Origin of the sequence: Rhodococcus sp. NPDC059969, from assembly GCF_042738325.1 — a bacterium.
Classification (GTDB): Bacteria; Actinomycetota; Actinomycetes; order Mycobacteriales; family Mycobacteriaceae; genus Rhodococcus_F.
In genome coordinates this window covers 154,867-174,536 of record NZ_JBHWUF010000001.1, presented here as the reverse complement: position 1 = coordinate 174,536, position 19,670 = coordinate 154,867, and the positions used below count along the sequence as shown (strand labels likewise).

Here is a 19,670-nt window from a genome sequence, read left to right as displayed (position 1 = left end):
CCTATGCGACCGCGTCGCCCTCGGTCAGAGCGACGACGGTATCCGACCCGTGCCAGTCGGGGGCTTGGGTTCGGAGTAGAGCCGCCGGGGTCAGCGACGAGATTCGGCGGCATTCACGCGTCAAGTGGGCCTGATCGCTGAATCCGCAGTGGGCAGCGGATTCAGCGAGTCCCAACGCGGGTCGACTGCGAGCGAGTGCCATGAAGCGCTGGAGACGCAAGATTGCGCGCAGCGTTGCAGGACCGTACCCGAAGGCGTCGTTGCAACGACGCTGGAGTTGGCGCGAAGTCAGGGCCGCCGCGTCGGCGAGCGAGCTGACATTCCACGAATGTTCGGACAGTGCGGTGCGAACATGGTTGATCACCGGATCGTGACGGAAACTCGAACTTGCCCAACTTCGGACAGCATCTTCGAGGATGGAGACCTGTTTGTGGTCTTCGGAATTTTCCAAGCGGTTCAACAGTATTCGTTCTGTACGTGCGTCGGTTACATCGCCGAGGTCGGCGCGAGAATCCCGAAGCTCGGACGCCGAAGTTCGCAGCATCGGCGAGGCTGATCCAGGGCGGAATCGAACACCCACGGAGCGTGTTCCGGGCGGAAGAGTGAATGACCATGCAGCGGTTTCGGGGCCACAGACGCGAATGCCGACGCCACGTATCCACAGCACGTCCATGCACGCATCGGGCACGAGGAGGTGCTCGCCTTCTGCACACGCCGTCCAGCCGCACACCAGGATGTCGGAGAGATCCGGGGCGACCGATTGTGGTGTGTACCAACCCATGGCAAGAGCTTATCGAGCGGCACCGACACGAAGGTGAGTTCAGTCGACCGGGCCGAAGCGGTATCCGAACCCCCGAATCGTTTTGATATATTTCGGTTTCGCGGGATCGGATTCGAGTTTGGACCGCAGGCTGAGAATGGTCGCGTCGACTACACGCGTCTTTTCGTGGGCGGAACCCCAGACGTTTCGGATCAGGTGATCACGCGAGTACACACGCCCCGGCTCGGTTGACAGTTCCAGGAGCACTCGCCATTCGGTCCGGCTGAGGACCAGCAGCTTTCCGCCCATCGTCGCCGTCATCGCACGTCGATCGAGGAGTAGGTCACCGTGACGTAGGTGTTTGCCGGCAGTGGGGTGTGTGGTTTAACGAAGAATTGCGGTGACTCGAAGATCGAGCGCGTGAGAATCGATCGGATTCAGCACGAAGTCCGAAACAGTGCGATGAGGTGCTTCGTCGATGTCCTCGCGGGTGTCCACCAACATCATGATCGGCATCGAACTGCGCAGGCGGATCTGTCGTGCGATCTCGTAGCCGTCGATGTCCGGCAACAGTAGGTCGATCACGGCGATGTCGAAACTGTCGGTGTCCAGGTCGTCGAGTAGTCGACGCCCGGTGCGGGCGAGCTGTACCTGGTGCCCGAAATATACTAATTCGGTTCCGAGCGTCTGGACAAGCTCCGCACGATCAGTAGCTGCAAGTATCAAACTCACGTGAAAATCCTCCCCCCGAAGGTGTTACTAGTCGTAACAGCTTGCATTGTTGCAGATCATGGACCGAGGAGCTAGGCAAAGTAGGCCAATCGGAAGTCGCGGAATTGGGGGCGTCAGTCGCTAGACTTCTCTCATGGGCACTCTGTTTGCGTTGACGCTGCCAGGCTTGCTCGTGCTTCTGGTCCTGTTCGCATTCGCCGAGACTCTCTGGAACCGACTCACCGGCGGCCGGGCACTGCCGTGGACCCGGGGACGCACGACTCGTCCGGTATCGGCCGCGGGCTTCGAAGAGGTTGCTGCCTTGTTTCAGGGATCAAAGCACCATGAATTCGAGCAACGGCAGAGTGCGTTGATGCATCGTGAGGACGGAACCGATGGTGACCCGCCGTGGGTGTCCGTCGATCCGGAAGCCAACAAGGTTGTGCTCCGTCGACGGAGCTGACAGTCGCCAACAGTCGTCTGGCTCAGGCCCAGTGGCTGGGGCGGGTCAACGAATCGGGAAGCGTGGTAGCCGAATCGCCGATCGCCGCGTTGATCTGGAACTGAGTGAGAAAGATGCTGCCGCGGAGTTTTGCACCGCGAATGTCGGTGCCGCGTAAGTCTGCACCGATCAGGTCGGCTCGATCGAGATCGCAGCCGCGGAGGTCTGCCCCGATCAGATAGGTCCCGCGAAAGTTGGCCCCGCGTAGATCGGAACCACGAAGTTTGGCGCCGATGAGGTCTGCGCCGCGGTGGTCGAGTTTGCGACCCTTCTTGCCTGAGATCGGTGATCGCACAAGGTCACCCGTCTGCAAGAGCAGTGTGTTGACTGCCGCTCGGTGTGCTGAGACGTCAACGGCTTGAATCTGCGAAGGTGTGCCGTTGGTCAGGGTTTCGGTCTCTGCGAGTGCAGCGTCGAGTTCCTTCCGAATCGAGTGGGTCTGCTTCAGCGAGCGGGCTTCGGCGAGATACCAGAGCAGTTCGTGCAATTGGCGTACGACAGGGAAGGTTTCGAACATGTCCGACCCGGTCTCAGTGGCGTCACGCCAGCTGACGCCGTGGTAGGTATGCTGTGAAACCTTCTGTCCCGCACCGAAACAGTCGTAGACGGTGCAACCGGTGAAGCCCTTCTTTCGCAATCCAGTGTGAATGCCGCAACCGAAATCCTCCTGCAGGTTCTTGCAGGGGTCGCCGGCATTCTTGTTGGCCGCGAAGTCGGAAGACTTGGAAAAGGGGAGCGCGACGCAGCACAGGCCGAAGCAACTGCTGCAATCTGCGAGCAGATTGGTCTGGCCGGCAATCACGCGTACTCCCGATCTTTGGGTTGGACGGAAAGTGTGTCTTCGGGTTTGTGAGTCTGTCAAACGAAATTGCGTGGTTCTAAAGCAGTCGATGCGCTGTTACTCTGCTTTTTCGCACGTCGATTCGAAGCCGGGGGGCTTGGGTGGGGAACGAAGTACTGCAAGCAGATGTCGAGTCGCTACGGGTGTTGGCCAACGCCGCGCGAGACCAAAGTGCCGTGATCGCCGGCATCGACGTGTCCGGAATTCTCGCTGACGCGGCTGCAGCGATGCCGGATTCGGCAAGCGGTCTCGCCGCCGCGCGGGCCGGTGACCCGATTACCGCCGGATACCGCGCTACTTCGGAGATGTTGACGTCGATGGCCGACGCCGCCCAATTCAGCGCGAATGACTACGAGGCTGTCGAGGTTGCTTTCCGGAACCGACTGGCCGCCTACCAGGCGGCTGTGTAGATGGCGACGATCTCTCAGGTCCGCGCGTGGAATCCGGCTGGTTTCGCTACCGCTGCAACGGAATTGGAGCAGAAGAACCGCTACTTCATGCGTGCTGTGGAATCGGCACACCGCTCGGTCGACTCCGCACTCGATCACTGGAAAGGCGAAGCCTCAGCTGCAGCATCGGCGCGAGCGCTAGCTGACAGTATCGCCGCGACGCATCTCACCACGGGAGTATTTGCCGAAGCCGACGCGCTGAGTGAAGCCGCTTCCGCGTTGGAGCCGGCGCGAGCGGCGGTGATCGAGATCGCCGACGGTGCGATCGCGGAGGGGGTGGCTGTTGCCGACGACGGCCGGGTGAGCGCACCTCGGTACGGAAGCGGCAACACCGCACTCGACATCTTGGGGCAGGCTGCGTTCGACGAGCAGGCACGTAGGTTCGAGGCGCGACTGATTCCTGCCCTGCACACGGCGGGAAGCCTCGACGAGGATGCTGCCGCGGCCTTGTCGAAGGCAGCAGGAGACCTCACCGATCTCGCACAGCACCCAGGCGCCCGGCCGACCATGAGCGCGGAGGTGGCCGCGATCCTGGACGGCAACGCGTTCCCTCCGGACGGCGCGAGGGAGTTCAACGAATTCTGGGAATCACTGTCCCCGAGCGACAAAGATGCTCTCGCGGCGTTCGATCCGGGAATCGGAAACAGGGACGGGATGCCGGCCGCAGATCGCGATCATTTCAACCGGATCAACCTCGGCAATCTGCAATCGTCGACGTCGACCGAACTCTCCGATCTCGACGGTGAGCACCCCGATTGGGCTCAGGGGCGCAACATTCCGTCAGACGCGGGCGGTGTGGACGAGGCGGACCAGCAGGCGCGCCGCGACTACGAGCGGTGGGAGCAGCAACGCGTGGACCTGCGGCAGCGTCTCGACGGATACGGTGTCCTCGCCGACCAGATCGACCTCGCTCTCGCTCAGGAGGGTGATTCGGAGAAGTACCTGCTCGGCGTCGACGGCAAAGGTCGTGCCATCGTGGCACTGAACAATCCGGATACCGCGACCAACGTCGCAACGTTCGTACCTGGCACCGGCAGCCACCTGGGAACCATCGGCGGCGACATCGATCGCTCACAGGCCATGTTGGATTCGGGACAAAAGGCGTTGGAAAGGGCCGGGATTTCAGGGTCGACTTCGGTGACGACCTGGTACGGATACGATGCGCCGCAAACGATCCCGCAAGCAGGTCTCGACGGGTATGCCGACGGCGGCGCCGGATCGCTCGGCCGGTTCCAAGACGGACTTCGCGCGTCCCACGATGGTGTGCCTTCGCACAACACGGTTATCGGGCACAGTTACGGATCGACCGTGATCGGCGCTGCGGCCTCGGACGGACGGTCCATCGACGCGGACGATCTGTTCTTCGTGGGAAGCCCTGGAGTGGGAATGGACCGGGTCGAGGGACTTTCGCTCGAGGGCATCAGCCCCGAACACGTCGGCGGCCACGTATACGCCACGGCCGCGGCCAATGATCCGGTTCCGATGATCGGAGACGTGTTCGGTGGTCTCTCGCACGGCGCGAACCCCGCGAACGATCTTCCGTTGATCGGATTCGGCGCCACTGTCATCGAGTCCGCACCCGGGACCGGGATCGACGCCGGACTGTTGGGTGTGCTCCCCAACCCGGCCGCACACAGTGAGTACTGGGAAATCAACAATCCGGCTCTTGCCGGTATGGGCCACGTTATCGCGGGACTAGGAGCGCCATGACCAACTCAACTCGACGCCGTAGGGCATTCGGTTCGAGCGGTATCGCGGTGGCAGTGCTGCTGTCGGCGTGTACGACGACGGAGAACGCAAAAGTGACGGAAGCTGACGTGAATCTGACTCGCGCGCAAGCACAAGCCAAGGTGATCGAGTACCTGACCGAAACGATCGCGATACTGCCGCAGGGCGCCTACCTGACGCGGTATTCCGAGCTGAACCAAAAGGTCACCCTCAGCCCGGGCAGCACCGTCCCGTGCAACGACAGCAATCTGTCGAAGGACACGTCCGTGGACTACGGGGTGACGTACTTCCTCACGTCTTCTGACGCCTCGAGCATTCCAGGTTTCGGCGATGCGATTCGCAATCTGTGGGATGAGCGCGGCTGGGCATCGCGAACGTACGACTCCGCTGGGGATACGACGAGTACTGAAACAATCTTGCCGGATGGATATCGAATGGTTCTCGACGAGTATGCGCGGGGAGCAAGTTTGGCTGGATCGTCGCCGTGCTTCCCCCGACCCGACGCGTCGGATCATCCGAACGCGCCGGTGCAGATCGATCAGCCGTGACGGGGCCCGCATCCTCGTTTCCCGAGTTGACTGTTCTCGCTCGCCAAGTCGACGCCGAGGTCGGGAAGGTTCGCGCCCGCGCCGAGGCGGGAGGTGGTGCCGTCAGCGTGGAGGTCGATGCATACGGCACGATCACTGACCTGCAACTGACCGAGGGTTGTCTTCGGGTCGGCGCGGCTGCGCTCTCCGCCTCGATCACAGCGGCTCACCGAACCGCTTCTGCGGCAGCAGCGTCGGCGGCGCAGGAACTACGCGCCCCGCTCCTTCTCGACCCTCGTGTCGCGAGGGCAATGACCGCATTCAATGCAGTGGACGCGTTCGATCAGACACCGGCCGCACCCGAACCTGACGTGCTGCGACGAGCCGACCGCGCGCCGGTCGGCGACGACCTACCCTTCGACGGCGGTTCGTTCATGCGACGTGCCTGAACTCGGGCAAAAAAGAACCCCTGTGAACCGCTTCTCAGCAGTTCACAGGGGTTCCTGTGGCGGAGGATAGGGGATTTGAACCCCTGAGGGCGTTAACCCAACCCGCGTTCCAGGCGAGCGCCATAGGCCACTAGGCGAATCCTCCGTGGAGCAGCATACCCAATCGCGAGCGCGAAGCGTTAAACGGGTGCCTGACCTGCGAAGAACCGGTGGATCTCAGGGTTTGCATCTCCACCCCGGTAGGTGGTGTGCAGCGGCCGGCGAAAGCCGTCTACACTGTTCATTGGATCCCGCGCGGCGCGCATCCTGTGAACTCCCCCAGGGCCGGAAGGCAGCAAGGGTCAACGGGCTCTGCCGGGTGCGCGGGGTCCTCTATTTTTTCACATACCCGACCCCGCCTCGTCGGTGAAAGGCCGCTCCGGATGCCTATCCAAACCCAGATCGGGTTGATGAGCCATGAAGAACTCACCTCCGAGCATGAGAGCCAGAGCGCGAAGTACACGCAGCTCCAGGCGCAGAAGCTCGCACTCGATCTGACTCGCGGTAAGCCTTCGCCGGAGCAACTCGATCTTTCCGCAGCGTTGCTGACGCTGCCCGGCGACGGTGATTTCCGAGACGGAAGCGGAACCGACTGCCGTAACTACGGTGGGCTCACCGGTCTGCCGGAACTGCGCGCCATCTTCGGCGAGCTGCTGGGTATCCCTGTTGCGAACCTTCTCGCCGGCAACAACGCGAGCCTCGAGATCATGCACGACAATGTCGTGTTCTCACTCCTGCACGGCACACCGGATTCAGCTCGGCCGTGGGCGCGTGAAGAGAAGGTCAAGTTCCTCTGCCCCGCACCGGGCTACGACCGTCACTTCGCGATCACCGAGTCTCTCGGTATCGAGATGATCGCTGTGCCGATGAACCATGACGGACCTGACGTCGTCAAGATCGCCGAACTTGTCGCCTCAGATCCGCAGATCAAGGGCATGTGGGCTGTTCCGGTCTACGCGAACCCCACCGGTGCCGTGTACTCCGAAGAAATTGTCCGGACGCTGGCGTCGATGCCGACAGCTGCGCCTGACTTCCGCCTGTACTGGGACAATGCGTATGCCGTGCATCCGCTCGTCGGCGAGACTGCACCTTCCTACGACATTCTGTCGATGGCAGCGGAGGCCGGACACCCCAACCGTCCGCTCGTGTTCGCGTCGACGTCCAAGATCACTTTTGCCGGCGCCGGTGTGAGCTTCTTCGGTAGCTCGGCAGAAAACCTTGCCTGGTACCAGAAGTTCCTCGGCAAGAAGAGCATTGGGCCGGACAAGGTCAATCAGCTTCGCCACCTGCGTTTCTTCGGCAATGCCGACGGCGTTCGTGCGCACATGGAGAAGCATCGCGCGTTCCTGGCGCCCAAGTTCGAGCTCGTATTGCGGATCCTCGAGGACCGCCTCGGTGCGTCGAAGGTCGCGTCCTGGACCGAGCCGAAGGGCGGATACTTCATCAGCCTCGACGTGGTCGACGGCACAGCCAAGCGAGTCATCGAACTGGCGAAGAACGCCGGTATCGCGCTCACCGCTGCCGGATCGGCTTTCCCATACAGCACGGATCCGGATGACCGGAACATCCGGTTGGCCCCGAGTTTCCCGTCCACGGCTGAACTCGAAGTTGCCATGGACGGCGTCGCTACGTGTGTCCTGCTCGCAGCCACCGAATCGCGTCTCTCCGAGATCTGAGCGTTCGAAGCGGCGTGCCCGGTCGGTACTTTTTGGTCTGGTCTTGTACCGTTCGAAGCATCAATTCCCGACATAGGGTGTGAATCCCGGAGGTTGTAGTGACGGGCGCGATCAACGCTTCGGATGGGCCTTCTTTCGAGGCACACACCGCGAATTCAGAGTCGGTCATCGAAGCAGACATTCCGCGACGCAGTCTCCGTGTCGGGGTTCTCGGGTTCGTCGTACTCGGCGTTCTGGCAGTCGCGTCCGTGCTGATGGTCCTGTTCGCGGTGCCGATGAATACGCGGTACTGGGGAATCTTCGACAACTTCCTCGACCTCGACGTCTACCGCCACGGCGGCAGCGTCGTGGTTCAGGGCCTTCCGTTGTACGACGGACCGGTTCTGCAAGGAATGATGTTCACGTACACCCCGTTTGCCGCTTTGCTGTTCACGGTGTGGGCGGTGCTCTCGTTCAAACAGGCGATTGTCGTGTGGACAGGCTTGAACATCGCAGCCTTGTTCGCCGTGATCGTGTTGTGCTGGAAGTACCTCGGTTATCGGCTCGACGCGAAGACGTACGCCGTCAGTGCGTTGGCGACCACGATCTTCCTGTTCATGGAACCGATACGTACGACGCTCTGGCTCGGGCAGATCAACATATTCCTGCTGCTCCTGATCGTGTGGGATCTAGGCCGGGACGAGAAGAGTCGTCTCCGCGGAATCGGAGCCGGTATTGCCGCGGGTGTGAAGCTCACGCCGGCCTTCTTCTGGGCATACCTGTTCATCACGCGCCAATGGCGTGCGTTGGTGACTGCCGTCGTGACGTTCGCTGCGACCGTTGCGATCGGCTTCGTCGTGATCTACAACGATGCGTACAAGTACTGGACCGGCACTCTCGTCGACAGCGAACGCGTCGGACCGACGGATGCTCCGAGCAATCAGTCCGTGTCCGGTTTGATCGCTCAGCTCACTCACACTCCGACGCCGTCGCGGATTCTGGTCCTCGTCTTCAGTGCGCTTGCGGTGTGCCTCGGACTCGGTGCCGCGTGGGTTGCTCACCGGCACGGTCAGAAATTGCTCGGCCTCACCATGACGGGGTTGACGGCGACCACTGTCTCGCCGTTCTCGTGGGGTCATCACTGGGTGTGGTTCGTCCCGCTGGTCGTCCTCGCCGCGCACTACGCGATGGTGTCTAAGAAGCGCTGGGCGTGGGTGGCGCCGTTCGTTTTCCTGCTCCCGGTCTTGAACTGGTCTCACACCTGGTGGGACCCGTCGGTCATTCCGGGTACGGATCGCTTCATCGGAATGGGCCTGTTCATGTTCGTGCCGCCCGAGTATCTGCGGATTCCGACCGTCGGCGTCTACCTCTGGGTCTTCACGCTTGCCGCGGTCTCGACCTTGGTTCTGTTCGGCTGGAAGAAGTGGAAGATTCCGGCGCCGGATGCGTCGGCGCCGGTCTCAACTGCTGCCTGACGTGGCAGTATCGGACTCATGGCACTTCATCTGAACCTTGTCGGTGACCCCGAAGCTGATGCCCTCCTCGCCGAAGACCCGTTGGCTTTGCTGATCGGAATGCTTCTCGATCAACAGGTTCCGATGGAAACGGCCTTCCTCGGTCCGAAGAAGCTGGCGGATCGGCTCGGCAGCATCGATGTCAGGCGAATCGCCGACATGGACACCGACGAGTTCATCGCGATCTGTGCCGAGCCCCCGGCTGTGCACCGATTCCCCAAGTCGATGGGCGAGCGCATCCAGCTCATGTGCCAGTTCATCGTCGAGAACTACGACGGCGACACCGCGGCGATCTGGACTTCGGGCAACCCCGATGGCAAGGAAGTGCTGAAGCGGCTCAAGGCTCTGCCCGGTTACGGCGACCAGAAAGCCCGGATCTTCCTTGCATTGCTCGGCAAGCAGATCGGCGTCGAGCCGAAGGGTTGGCGTGAAGCTGCCGGCGACTACGGCCTCGAAGGTTCGAGGCGTTCGATTGCCGACGTGGTCGACGAGCAGTCTTTGCTCGAGGTCCGTGAGTTCAAGAAGGCCGCAAAGGCCGCAGCGAAGGCCGACAAGAAGTAAGCCGCTTTCAGGATTTCCGGGACCCGCTCGCACGCACTACTTTCATCAGGTCGCCTGCGGGGCCCTCGAGCTGACGCGGCGGGCGCCACACTGCACGTAGGGATCGGTCGAGATCCAAGCCTTCGACGGCTACGACCCGAAGCTCTCCTTGCTTCACCTGGTCGTCGACGGCCAGCGTGCTCAGTACCGCCGGGCCGACGCCACCGAGCACGCTGGTTCGAATCGCGGCCGAACTGCCCAGTTCCAACAAGGGCGCACCTCGCTCGTATTCGTGCAACGCCAGGTCGAGAGTTGTTCTGGTTCCCGATCCGGGTTCGCGCACCAGCAGCGGTGTCGCTGCCAGTTCGGCGACGGTCAGCGTTTTTCGTCGACGCGCCCATGGATGATCCGGATGGACGACCACGACCAGCGAGTCACGCGCGACGGTGACGCTGGACAGGCTCTTCGGAGTGGTCGGCGACTCGACGAATCCGAGGTCACACATTCCCACCTCGACGGCTTCGAGGACGCGAGTCGAGTTGTAGACCTGAAGGTGGACGGTGACACCAGGATGTAGTGACCGAAAGATGCCGAGCCAGGCCGGGATCAGATGTTCGGCGACGGTCATGCTGGCACAGACGGTCAATTCCGCGGATCGTTCGGTCCGCATCCCTTCGGCCACGTCGAGAAGCTGGCTCGAGTTGGCGAGGACGCGGCGGGCCCAGTGAACGATGACGGTCCCTTGGGGCGTCAATGTCGCCCCCGTTGATCTTCGGTGAATGAGTGGCATCCCGAGTTGTCGCTCGAGTGCTTTCACGGCGCGGCTTGCATTCGGCTGCGCAATATTCACTGAACGGCTTGCAGCACTGAGACTTCCGTGGTCATCGATGCCGATGAGTAGCTCGAGAGTGGTGAGGTCTGGCCACCGTCTGGTCATGCAAACAGGCTATACCCAGCTTCATGTTCAGATCGATTTGATATGTCGTGATGGTAGAAATCGCCCTACCGGAGTAATGATCCCTGAACGACTCTGGATGAGTGAACCGTGATGTGAAGTCCGTGGCCGCGAAACCACCAGTCGCCCCTTCGTCAGAAGTACGACGGTGGTCGAGCGTCGCTGCATTGGTGCCCGGACTTGCGCTGTGCGCTTTCGGCGCCGCGTTCGCGCTGGTGATCGGTCAGTTCACCTCTGCAGTGAGTCCGTTGCTGATTGCGATCGTGGCGGGTGCGGCGGTGGCGAACACCGTTGCCTTGCCGGCGAAACTCCAACCTGGTCTGGCATTCTCGGCGAAACGACTACTCCGGGTGGGCATCGCTCTGCTCGGGCTGCAATTGATGTTCTCCGACATCGTCGGTCTGGGCTGGGGAGTGATTGCCGTTGTGGTGGCGATCGTGTTCCTCGGTATCGCCGGAACCATGTATGCCGGAAAACTTCTCGGATTGAGTTGGACGCAGAGAATTCTGATCGCCTGCGGCTTCTCGATCTGTGGTGCTGCCGCTGTGGCTGCTGCGGACGGTGTTGTGAGTGCGCGGGAGGAAGAGTTGCTCACCGCTGTTGCACTGGTGGTGATCTTCGGAACTCTGATGATTCCGACAATCCCGTTGTTGGCCAGAAGTTTCGGTATGAGCGAGATTGGTGCAGGCATGTGGGCCGGTGGCTCGATCCACGAGGTTGCGCAAGTAGTGGCTGCCGGCAGCGCTCTCGGCGCAACCGCGTTGGGTGTCGCGACCATCGTGAAACTGGCGCGTGTGTTGATGTTGGCGCCGGTCATGGCATTTCTGAGCATCCGGCAACGCACGATGGCCGACAACACTGCAGCGAAGCGTCCTCCGCTGATTCCGTTGTTCGTCGTGGCGTTCATCGGCTGTATGGGCTTGCGCTCCACGGGCATCTTGCCGGATGAGCTTCTGGGACTGGCGAAGACGGCGCAGACGATACTGTTGGCCGCTGCGATGTTCGCGCTCGGCCTGGGTGTGCGCCTGAGCGTCATTCGAGGAGTGGGCGCCCGACCGTTCGTGCTGGCCGCGATTTCCACTGTGTGGGTGGCAACGATCGCCTACGTCGGAGTCGTGTTGGTCAGCTGATCGAGTGCTGGGTCCGCCATGCGCTGGGGCTCGTCGAGAACTGAGTGCGAAACCACCTCGAGAAGCTGCCTTGCGTCGAAAACCCGAGGTGTACCGCGACTTCGGTCAACGAATAGCGAGGATTGGCGACAAATCTTTCCGCAAGGGTGCTTCGAACCGAATTGAGAACGGCCGTGAACGTATCTCCGGATTCGGCGAGATGACGGTGCAGTGTCCGCCGGTCGAACCCGAGGCTTCGTGCCACCTGCTCGACAGAGCACCGGCCGGTCGGAAGCAGAACTTCGATCAATTCCCTGGTGCGGCTGAGGGTATCGGAAGTTTCCGAGGCAGGAAGTGAGTCGAGAAACTGGCGAGCGTACGGCCGGAGTAACTCGTCGGACAGTTGGTTGGCCGCATCCAGGTCGGCGGCGAAGAAGACGATGCCGGTGAACTCGTGATCGAATTCCACCGTGTCGCCGAGGATTCGCCGATGCGTGCTCGTGTCTTTCGGAGCATTGTGCGTGAATCCGACGCTGACCGGTTGCCATCGAGAACCCAGGAAACTCCGCAGGATCTGCAGCGTTGCGCCGACTGCGAGTTCGACGCTCTGTCTGGTGTCGACCGGTTCGCCGACCTCGAGCGAGACTCGCAGGGTCGCGAGTCCGTTGACTTCGTTCAATCGGATGCGCAATGACTCGTTGTACGTGTGCTCGTATCGCATCAGTACGTCGAGTGCGCTCCTGACGTCTGGTTCTTCCCTGATGACCAAGCTGAGGGGGCCGAGATTGGACAGTCGACGCAGGCCGGCGAGTAGGAGTCCGAAGTCTTCGTGTCCGGACTCCGCTGCCGATCGCTCCAGGAGCGACGCGATCGAGGCGGCCGGAACCCATTGGTCCGGGTTCGCCAGGCTTGCCGGACTCAGGCCGACACTCCTCATGAGGCCCACGGCGTCCACGTCCACCGTTCGGCACAGGTCGACGTAGCGGTTCAGTGATGCGTAGCGGGCGAGTGGCTTCATAGGGCCCCCTTTACTCGATGTCCCGAAATGTTGTGTTGTGTGTCTCGTCAAGTTAAGCATGTGAGCCGGATCTCACATAGTTTTGTTCACATCAGTTCGGCACGACCACGAAGTCGAGCACCGACTTCTGGAAGTTGTTGCGTACGAATGCAGCTCGATCGCAATCGAGTCGAGCCCGCCCCACAGAATTGGAGAGCATTGATGGCAAACGCCATTCGATTCCACGAGATCGGCACACCGTCCGTCATGCGTTGGGAAGAGATCGAGGTAGGACGACCGGGTGCTGGAGAGGTTCGGGTTCGCCATGAGGCGGTGGGGCTGAACTTCGCCGACACCTACTTTCGAAGTGGCCTCTATCCTGCGCAATTGCCTGCCGGGATGGGAGTCGAGGGCGCTGGCGTGGTCGAAGAGATCGGCGAAGGAGTCGTCGATTTTGCCGTGGGGGACCGCGTGACCTACACCGGCAGTCCGCTGGGGGCGTACGCCACCGAGCGGATCATGGCGGCGTCCGACCTGATCGCGCTTCCCGACGGCATTGCCTTCGACACCGCAGCCGCCATGACCATGCGAGGGTTGACCGCCGCCTACCTTCTGCGTCGCATCTACCCGTTGAAAGCGGGGGACACCGTCTTGCTGCATGCCGCGGCCGGTGGTGTCGGACTGATCTTCACCCAGTGGGCAAAACTGTTGGGAATCAAAGTGATCGGCACGGTGTCGAGCGACGAGAAAGCGAGCGTTGCCCGTGCGCACGGGTGCGATGAAGTCGTCATCTACACCCGCGAGGACGTCGTCGCACGCGTCAAGGAGATCACCGGGGGCGTCGGCGTGCCGGTTGTGTACGACAGCATCGGGCAGTCCACCTTCGACATCTCACTCGATTGCCTTGCCAGGCGCGGGCTGCTGGTGTGCTTCGGAACGGCGTCCGGACCTACTCCGCCGATTCAGGCAATGCAGTTGGCAGTCAAGGGATCTCTCTTCGTCACCCGTCCGGCACTTGCTGACTACATCGCAGATCCCGCAGAACGTGCCGAATTGGCGGGCGAACTGTTCTCACACGTCGAGTCCGGGCGAATCAAGATCGAGATCAACCAGCGATACCCCCTCGAAGATGCGGTGCGCGCGCACCACGACATGGAGTCCGGTCGCAGTATCGGTTCCTCCGTCTTCTCCGTCTGAACCGAAACAGCACTTCCCAGAGGAATTGTCATGACCAATACTGCAACGTTGACAGAAAACCTGCTCCCGTCGACCAGCACGATCCACGTCGAGAAATTGACCTGTTCGATCGGGGCAGAGTTGTCCGGGGTGGATCTCGGAGAGGTCGCGCGAGACGATGCACTCTTCGCCGAAATCAAGGCATTGTTACTCGAGCACAAGGTCCTGTTTTTTCGCGACCAGAACTTCTCCAAAGCCGAGCACGTAGAACTTGCCCAGCGATTCGGTGAACTGGAGGATCATCCAGCTCTGGGCAGTGATCCCGACCATCCGGGCCTGGTCCGCATCTACAAAGACCTGGACAGCCCGCCGGAGCACTTCGAGAATGCGTATCACTGCGACGCCACCTGGCGCGTCAACCCGCCCATGGGATGTGTATTGCGTTGTGTGGAAACACCTCCTGTCGGCGGCGACACGATTTGGGTGAACATGGCACTCGCCTACGAGAATCTGCCGGCGCGGGTCAAGGAGCAGATCAAGGACCTGCGTGCCAGGCACAGTATCGAGTCGACCTTCGGCGCTCGGATGCCGATCGAACAGCGCCACCAACTGAGGGAACGCTTTCCCGACGCCGAACATCCCGTGGTACGAACACATCCGGAGACCGACGAGAAGATTCTATTCGTCAACTCGTTTGCCACGCACCTCGTGAACTATCACACGCCCGAGAACGTCCGCTACGGAATCGATTACGCCCCCGGCGCCGGAAACCTGCTCACCTACCTGGCCAGTCAGGCCCAGATTCCCGAGTATCAGGTTCGGTGGCGCTGGACCGAGAACAGCGTCGCGATCTGGGACAACCGTTCGACACAGCATTACGCGGTGCAGGACTACTGGCCCGCAGTTCGAAAGATGGAGCGCGCCGGAATCATCGGCGACGCACCGTTCTGATCTCTCTTCCCAGCCCCGAAGATAATTCATTCACTCGATCGGAGTCACGCTATGCATTTCCACGACGATTCACTGTTCCCCGAAACCCAGGACAAGCTTGTCATCACCGTTGCTCCCTACGGACCGGAGTGGGAGCCGGACGATTTTGCAGAAGACCTACCGCTGTCGATGGACGAGCACGTCCAGCAAGCCGTCGACTGTTTCAACGCCGGTGCCACAGTTCTCCACATCCACGTGCGTGAACTCGACGGAAAGGGCTCGAAGCGTCTGTCGAAGTTCAACGAGCTTCTCGGTCGCTTGCGTGAGGCCGTTCCCGAGATGATTCTGCAGGTCGGCGGTTCGATTTCGTTTGCTCCGGAAGGGGAAGGTGCCGATGCGAAGTGGTTGTCCGACGATGTGCGTCACATGCTGGCGGAATTGGAGCCGGCTCCTGATCAGGTGACGATCGCGATCAACACCAGCCAGATGAACATCATGGAACTGATAACCGACGACGACATCGCGGGTACGTCGATGCAGCGTCCGGAATTGGCCGATACGTATCGGGAGATGACCGTGCCCGCCGGTCCGGAATGGGTGGCAGAGCACCTGCGCCGGCTGCAGGCCGCCGGCATCCAGCCCCATTTCCAGTTGTCGAGTATTCCGCAGCTCGAAACGGTGGAGCGGTTGATCCGCCGCGGCATCTACACGGGTCCGGTCAACCTCACGTGGGTCGCAATCGGCGGCGGCTTCGACGGCCCCAACCCGTACAACATGATGAACTTCGTGCAGCGCGTTCCCGACGGAGCCTGCCTGACGCTCGAAACGCTGATGCGTAGCGTCCTGCCGGTGAACACGATGGCGATCGCGATGGGCTTGCACGCTCGTTGCGGCAACGAGGACACCATCTGGGGCCGCAAGGGCGAGAAGATGACATCGGTGCAGCAGATCGAGCAGTTGGTGCGCATTGCAGGCGAATTGGGCCGCGAAGTGGCTACCGCGAAGGAAGCTCGCGACATCTACCGGATCGGTGAGACGTATGCCGACACCGACGAGACGTTGGCGAAGTTGGGTTATGCACCCAACCGCCGGATCGGTCAGCTGGGATTCACGCAGCACGCCTGAGTCCGCACCCTCTCGTACAACAGTTCCGGGGGTACGAACCGCGACGGTTCGTACCCCCGAAGCCCCCGGTCTACCTCGAGTACTCCTAGGAGAGTCATGGGACTGCAAGCTCCCGCCACACCACGTGTGGACACCGCGCTCGGAATCGGCGGACGACGAAAGTTATACCCGTGGATCGTTTTTGCCCTGGCTTTCGGTCTTCTTCTCTCGGACTACATGTCGCGGCAGGTACTCAGTGCGGTCTTCCCGATCCTGAAAGCCGACTGGGATCTTTCCGATTCGCACCTTGCCTCCCTGAGCAGCGTGGTGGCATTGATGGTCGGGCTGTTGACGTTCCCGTTGTCGCTGCTCGCGGACCGCTGGGGGCGCGTCAAGAGCTTGATCTTGATGGCGGTGTTGTGGAGTGTCGCGACGTTGCTGTGCGCTATCGCTCAGACCTACGAACAGATGTTGGGCGCAAGGTTCTTGGTCGGTGTCGGTGAAGCGGCGTACGGCAGCGTGGGTATCGCCGTGGTGCTCAGTGTGTTTGCGCCCCGTGTGCACGCAGCTCTCGCCGGTGCTTTCATGGCCGGTGGATCGTTCGGTTCGGTCATCGGTGTGGCAATCGGTGGGTTCATCGCAGTTCAGTTCAGTTGGCGGTGGTCTTTCGCCGCCATGGCGATCTTCGGTCTGATTCTGGTTGCGCTCTTCCGTGCCCTCGTCACCGAGAAGAAGCTTACGGCCTACGCCGTCGAGGCCGCGCCGGATGCTGCCGGGGAAGCGCTCAGGCGCGACGGCTTTCGCGCGCCGGTGTCATCGTTGTTCACCAATCCGGCCGTATTGTTCGCCTACATCGGTGGTGGTCTCCAGATGTTCACCGCCGCTGTACTTCTGGCGTGGTTGCCGAGCTTCTTCAATCGCTACTACGATTTGGCCCCGGACAAGGCCGGCGTCACGGCATCCGTGTTCGTCCTCCTGGTCGGAAGCGGGATGGTGGTCTGCGGTTTCATCACAGACAGATTCAGCCGCGACGATTCGGCGCGGAAATGGACCACCGCCATCGTCTACTGCGCCATCTCATTGGTGACGCTGAGCATCGGGCTCCGGTTAGGCACGGGGACAGCACAACTCGTGTTGCTCGGTATCGGTGCCTTCTTCTCCGCCGGTTCGTCGGGGCCGACGGCAGCGATGGTCGCGAACCTTACCCATCATTCGATTCGAGCATCCGCCATGGGAACGCTCACCGTTGCCAACAACCTTCTGGGGTTGGCGCTCGGTCCGTTCGTGGTCGGTATCCTCGCCGATCACCTGGGTCTTCTCGGTGCTCTACAGCTTTCGCCGTTCGTCTATGTCGCCGCAGCCCTCGCGTTGGTAGCCGGCAAGCGTGCTTATCCCGCCGGGATGAGGCGGTTGGCGACGTTGCAGAAGCGGCCCGAGATCCCGGGCGCCACCGAAGTAACAGACGTTCGGAGTTCGTAATGAATGAATCATCCACGGTAGTAATAGTTCCCGGATTGCGCGATCACGTCGAGGATCATTGGCAGACTCACCTCGAACGCGGCCTGGACAATGTTTTGACGGTTCCTCCCCTCGAGACCGACAAGCTCAGTCGAGATGCCAGGGTTGCGGCATTGGACGTGGTGCTGACAAGTGTCTGCGGGCCGGTTGTCCTGGTCGCGCACAGCGCCGGAGTCATGACCGTTGCTCACTGGGCGAGGGCGCATCATCGAGAAGTTGCGGGCGCCCTTCTGGTCACGCCGGCAGATCTCGAACTTCCGCTGCCCGAGTCTTATCCGTCTCTCGAAGATCTCGACCGACACGGGTGGCTACCGATACCGCGTCAGCGTCTGCCGTTTCCGAGCACGGTCGCGGCGAGCCGGAACGATCCGCTGGCCGGCTATCGCCGAGTTGTGGGTTTGGCTGAAGGATGGGGGAGTCGGTTGCTGGATCTGGGCGAGGTCGGACATCTCAATCCGGCGTCCGGGTATGGGTATTGGCCGCGGGCGGAATCGTTGGTGTGGGAACTGCTCGAGTCGGTGTCGCACGCTGCCCCATCTCATACGACGGATTCCGTGGAGCAGGAGGAACACAGTCGTGCTTGATCTTGCTGCTCTGCTGGAAGACTCGGCCCGGCGATATCCGGAACGGGATGCGCTGGTGCTCGGGGAAGCGCGGCTGACGTATGCGCAGTTCGACGCCTACGCGAATCGCATCGCGCAACTGCTCGTCTCGCGGGGTGTCGCGCCAGGTGACAGGGTGGCGTTGTCCTGCCCGAACGTTCTCGAGTTTCCGATTGTCTACTACGGAATTCTCAAGGCCGGGGCCGTCGTCGTTCCCTTGAACATCTTGCTGAAGGGGCGTGAAATCGCCTATCACTTGGATGATTCGGAAGCAAAGCTGTACTTCTGTTTCGAGGGAAGTCTCGAATTGCCGATAGCCGAGTACGCCATTGCCGGGTTCGAGCAGAGCGAGAGTTGTTCTTCCCTGATCGTGATCACTGCCGAGTCGGGCGCACCGTCGTCGATCTCCGGAGTCGAGACTCTAGGCGAAGCACTGGCATCCGTGCCGGAAACGGAAACAACTGCAGCCGTGGTTGTTCGTGAACCGACGGACACCGCGGTTATTCTCTACACCAGCGGCACAACCGGAAAACCCAAGGGCGCCGAACTCACTCACTGCAACATGGTCTTGAATGCACTGTCCACCAACCGGTTGTTCGAGAGCGTTCCCTCCATGCACGAGCGGTATCTCCTGACTTTGCCACTGTTCCACTCGTTCGGCCAGACAGTGACCATGAATGCGGGAATCTGCGTCGGTGCCACGTTGGTGTTGATGCCACGCTTCGATGCGACCGCGGCACTCGAGATCATGGAACACGAAAAGATCTCGGTCTTCGCGGGCGTCCCGACCATGTACTGGGGACTGCTCGGCGTGCTGGACGAGGTAGTGAGATCCGGGGTGGATGTCGGAACCATTGCACAGAACATGCGGTGCGCGATCTCAGGTGGCGCAGCGCTTCCCGTCGAAATCTTGACGCGGTTCAAGGAACGCTTCGGGGTTCAGATCCTCGAAGGGTACGGACTGTCCGAGACCTCTCCGCTGGCCTTGTTCAGTGACCCCGAGGGCGATCCCCGGCCCGGTTCGATCGGCGTGCCGATCTGGGGCGTCGAAGCGAGGCTCGTCGATGACTCCTGGAGCACGATCACCGGCCCCGACGACGTGGGCGAGTTGGCCATTCGCGGGCACAACGTCATGAAGGGCTATTTCAATCGACCGGAGGCGACGTCGGAAGTCATGTGCGACGGATGGTTTCGCACCGGGGATCTGGCACGGGTCGATACCGACGGGAATTACTACATCGTCGATCGAGCGAAGGACATGATCGTGCGGGGCGGATTCAACGTCTACCCACGCGAAATCGAAGAGGTTCTGCTCGCTCACCCGGCCGTCTCACTCGTCGCCGTCGTCGGGGTGCCGGACACGAGCCTCGGCGAAGAAGTTGTCGCGTTCGTGATCCGAGAGCCGAGTGAAGAGGTCTCCGAATCGGATCTCGTGGAATGGTCGCGGGAACAGATGGCCGCCTACAAATATCCGCGCCGCATCGAGTTCGTGCCGTCGCTGCCGATGACGGCAACCGGAAAGATTCTCAAACGTGAACTGAATCAAGCATTTTCGATTGTCTGA

General features: G+C 61.3%; 21 protein-coding genes, 1 tRNA gene and 1 other RNA gene. 16 read left to right on the top strand and 7 right to left on the bottom strand.

All coding sequences use genetic code 11. From position 1 onward, the window contains the following. Nucleotide 1: 1 nt before the first annotated feature. From ACFWAD_RS00825 to ACFWAD_RS00815, 3 genes are all read right to left on the bottom strand, one after another. Nucleotides 2-781 carry a helix-turn-helix domain-containing protein gene (locus tag ACFWAD_RS00825; protein WP_378540595.1) on the bottom strand — a complete coding sequence of 260 codons (780 nt, stop codon included), beginning with the start codon at nucleotides 779-781 and terminating at the stop codon, nucleotides 2-4. Between the two features lie 39 nt (nucleotides 782-820). Continuing rightward, nucleotides 821-1,081, bottom strand: coding sequence for a winged helix-turn-helix domain-containing protein (locus ACFWAD_RS00820; protein ID WP_378540593.1), 261 nt, complete (start codon nucleotides 1,079-1,081; stop codon nucleotides 821-823). Nucleotides 1,082-1,144: 63 nt separating this feature from the next. Continuing rightward, nucleotides 1,145-1,492, bottom strand: coding sequence for a response regulator transcription factor (locus ACFWAD_RS00815; RefSeq protein WP_378540591.1), 348 nt, complete (start codon nucleotides 1,490-1,492; stop codon nucleotides 1,145-1,147). 133 nt (nucleotides 1,493-1,625) lie between these two features. Here ACFWAD_RS00815 and ACFWAD_RS00810 point away from each other — a divergent pair, with 133 nt between their 5' ends. After that, nucleotides 1,626-1,934 carry a DUF6191 domain-containing protein gene (locus ACFWAD_RS00810; RefSeq protein WP_007731580.1) on the top strand — a complete coding sequence of 103 codons (309 nt, stop codon included), beginning with the start codon at nucleotides 1,626-1,628 and terminating at the stop codon, nucleotides 1,932-1,934. Between the two features lie 22 nt (nucleotides 1,935-1,956). Here the strand turns inward: ACFWAD_RS00810 and ACFWAD_RS00805 are convergent, their stop codons facing one another. After that, nucleotides 1,957-2,775: a pentapeptide repeat-containing protein gene (locus ACFWAD_RS00805; RefSeq protein WP_378540589.1), complete on the bottom strand. Its 819-nt coding sequence runs from the start codon at nucleotides 2,773-2,775 to the stop codon at nucleotides 1,957-1,959. 140 nt (nucleotides 2,776-2,915) lie between these two features. Here ACFWAD_RS00805 and ACFWAD_RS00800 point away from each other — a divergent pair, with 140 nt between their 5' ends. The 4 genes from ACFWAD_RS00800 to ACFWAD_RS00785 are packed head-to-tail and all read left to right on the top strand — an operon-like array spanning nucleotide 2,916 to nucleotide 5,967. Next, nucleotides 2,916-3,224, top strand: coding sequence for a hypothetical protein (locus tag ACFWAD_RS00800; protein ID WP_378540587.1), 309 nt, complete (start codon nucleotides 2,916-2,918; stop codon nucleotides 3,222-3,224). Further along, nucleotides 3,225-4,973: an alpha/beta hydrolase gene (locus ACFWAD_RS00795; protein WP_378540585.1), complete on the top strand. Its 1,749-nt coding sequence runs from the start codon at nucleotides 3,225-3,227 to the stop codon at nucleotides 4,971-4,973. After that, entirely contained in the window at nucleotides 4,970-5,539 is a 570-nt protein-coding gene (locus ACFWAD_RS00790; protein ID WP_378540583.1) for a hypothetical protein, read from the top strand. The genes ACFWAD_RS00795 and ACFWAD_RS00790 overlap by 4 nt, the downstream gene beginning before the upstream one ends. Then, complete coding sequence (locus tag ACFWAD_RS00785) at nucleotides 5,536-5,967, top strand: YbaB/EbfC family nucleoid-associated protein (RefSeq protein ID WP_378540581.1); 432 nt, start codon at nucleotides 5,536-5,538, stop codon at nucleotides 5,965-5,967. Before ACFWAD_RS00790 ends, ACFWAD_RS00785 begins: the two co-directional genes overlap by 4 nt. A 57-nt stretch (nucleotides 5,968-6,024) precedes the next feature. Here the strand turns inward: ACFWAD_RS00785 and ACFWAD_RS00780 are convergent. Continuing rightward, a tRNA-Ser gene (locus tag ACFWAD_RS00780) sits at nucleotides 6,025-6,112 on the bottom strand. A gap of 136 nt (nucleotides 6,113-6,248) precedes the next feature. Here ACFWAD_RS00780 and ffs point away from each other — a divergent pair. From ffs to ACFWAD_RS00760, 4 genes are all read left to right on the top strand, one after another. Continuing rightward, nucleotides 6,249-6,348, top strand: an RNA gene (gene ffs / locus ACFWAD_RS00775) — signal recognition particle sRNA small type. Between the two features lie 41 nt (nucleotides 6,349-6,389). Further along, complete coding sequence (locus tag ACFWAD_RS00770) at nucleotides 6,390-7,682, top strand: aminotransferase class I/II-fold pyridoxal phosphate-dependent enzyme (RefSeq protein WP_378536874.1); 1,293 nt, start codon at nucleotides 6,390-6,392, stop codon at nucleotides 7,680-7,682. A 98-nt stretch (nucleotides 7,683-7,780) separates the two neighbouring features. Next, complete coding sequence (locus ACFWAD_RS00765) at nucleotides 7,781-9,136, top strand: glycosyltransferase 87 family protein (protein ID WP_378540579.1); 1,356 nt, start codon at nucleotides 7,781-7,783, stop codon at nucleotides 9,134-9,136. Between the two features lie 18 nt (nucleotides 9,137-9,154). After that, nucleotides 9,155-9,736, top strand: coding sequence for an HhH-GPD-type base excision DNA repair protein (locus ACFWAD_RS00760; RefSeq protein WP_378536882.1), 582 nt, complete (start codon nucleotides 9,155-9,157; stop codon nucleotides 9,734-9,736). Between the two features lie 7 nt (nucleotides 9,737-9,743). Here the strand turns inward: ACFWAD_RS00760 and ACFWAD_RS00755 are convergent, their stop codons facing one another. Continuing rightward, the gene (locus ACFWAD_RS00755) at nucleotides 9,744-10,652 is read right to left on the bottom strand and encodes a LysR family transcriptional regulator (protein WP_378540577.1); all 909 of its coding nucleotides are present in this window, start codon (nucleotides 10,650-10,652) and stop codon (nucleotides 9,744-9,746) included. A 122-nt stretch (nucleotides 10,653-10,774) separates the two neighbouring features. Between ACFWAD_RS00755 and ACFWAD_RS00750 the strand changes: the two genes are divergently transcribed. After that, complete coding sequence (locus ACFWAD_RS00750; RefSeq protein WP_378542875.1) at nucleotides 10,775-11,800, top strand: YeiH family protein; 1,026 nt, start codon at nucleotides 10,775-10,777, stop codon at nucleotides 11,798-11,800. Here ACFWAD_RS00750 and ACFWAD_RS00745 read toward each other — a convergent pair. Next, entirely contained in the window at nucleotides 11,793-12,797 is a 1,005-nt protein-coding gene (locus ACFWAD_RS00745; RefSeq protein WP_378540575.1) for an AraC family transcriptional regulator, read from the bottom strand. The genes ACFWAD_RS00750 and ACFWAD_RS00745 overlap by 8 nt on opposite strands. 201 nt (nucleotides 12,798-12,998) lie before the next feature. Between ACFWAD_RS00745 and ACFWAD_RS00740 the strand changes: the two genes are divergently transcribed. The 6 genes from ACFWAD_RS00740 (at nucleotide 12,999) to ACFWAD_RS00715 (ending at nucleotide 19,670) form a co-directional block, all read left to right on the top strand. Continuing rightward, nucleotides 12,999-13,973, top strand: a complete 975-nt coding sequence (locus ACFWAD_RS00740) for a quinone oxidoreductase family protein (protein ID WP_378540573.1) — start codon at nucleotides 12,999-13,001, stop codon at nucleotides 13,971-13,973. Between the two features lie 30 nt (nucleotides 13,974-14,003). Next, nucleotides 14,004-14,903 (top strand): TauD/TfdA dioxygenase family protein, encoded by a 900-nt coding sequence (locus ACFWAD_RS00735; RefSeq protein ID WP_378540571.1) that lies wholly within the window; start codon nucleotides 14,004-14,006, stop codon nucleotides 14,901-14,903. Between the two features lie 51 nt (nucleotides 14,904-14,954). Continuing rightward, nucleotides 14,955-16,007, top strand: a complete 1,053-nt coding sequence (locus tag ACFWAD_RS00730; RefSeq protein WP_378540569.1) for a 3-keto-5-aminohexanoate cleavage protein — start codon at nucleotides 14,955-14,957, stop codon at nucleotides 16,005-16,007. Nucleotides 16,008-16,103: 96 nt separating this feature from the next. Next, entirely contained in the window at nucleotides 16,104-17,465 is a 1,362-nt protein-coding gene (locus ACFWAD_RS00725; RefSeq protein WP_378540567.1) for an MFS transporter, read from the top strand. Further along, a complete protein-coding gene (locus tag ACFWAD_RS00720; protein WP_378540565.1) occupies nucleotides 17,465-18,088 on the top strand; it encodes an RBBP9/YdeN family alpha/beta hydrolase in 624 nt (207 codons plus the stop codon). Before ACFWAD_RS00725 ends, ACFWAD_RS00720 begins: the two co-directional genes overlap by 1 nt. Continuing rightward, nucleotides 18,081-19,670: a long-chain fatty acid--CoA ligase gene (locus tag ACFWAD_RS00715; RefSeq protein ID WP_378540563.1), complete on the top strand. Its 1,590-nt coding sequence runs from the start codon at nucleotides 18,081-18,083 to the stop codon at nucleotides 19,668-19,670. The genes ACFWAD_RS00720 and ACFWAD_RS00715 overlap by 8 nt, the downstream gene beginning before the upstream one ends.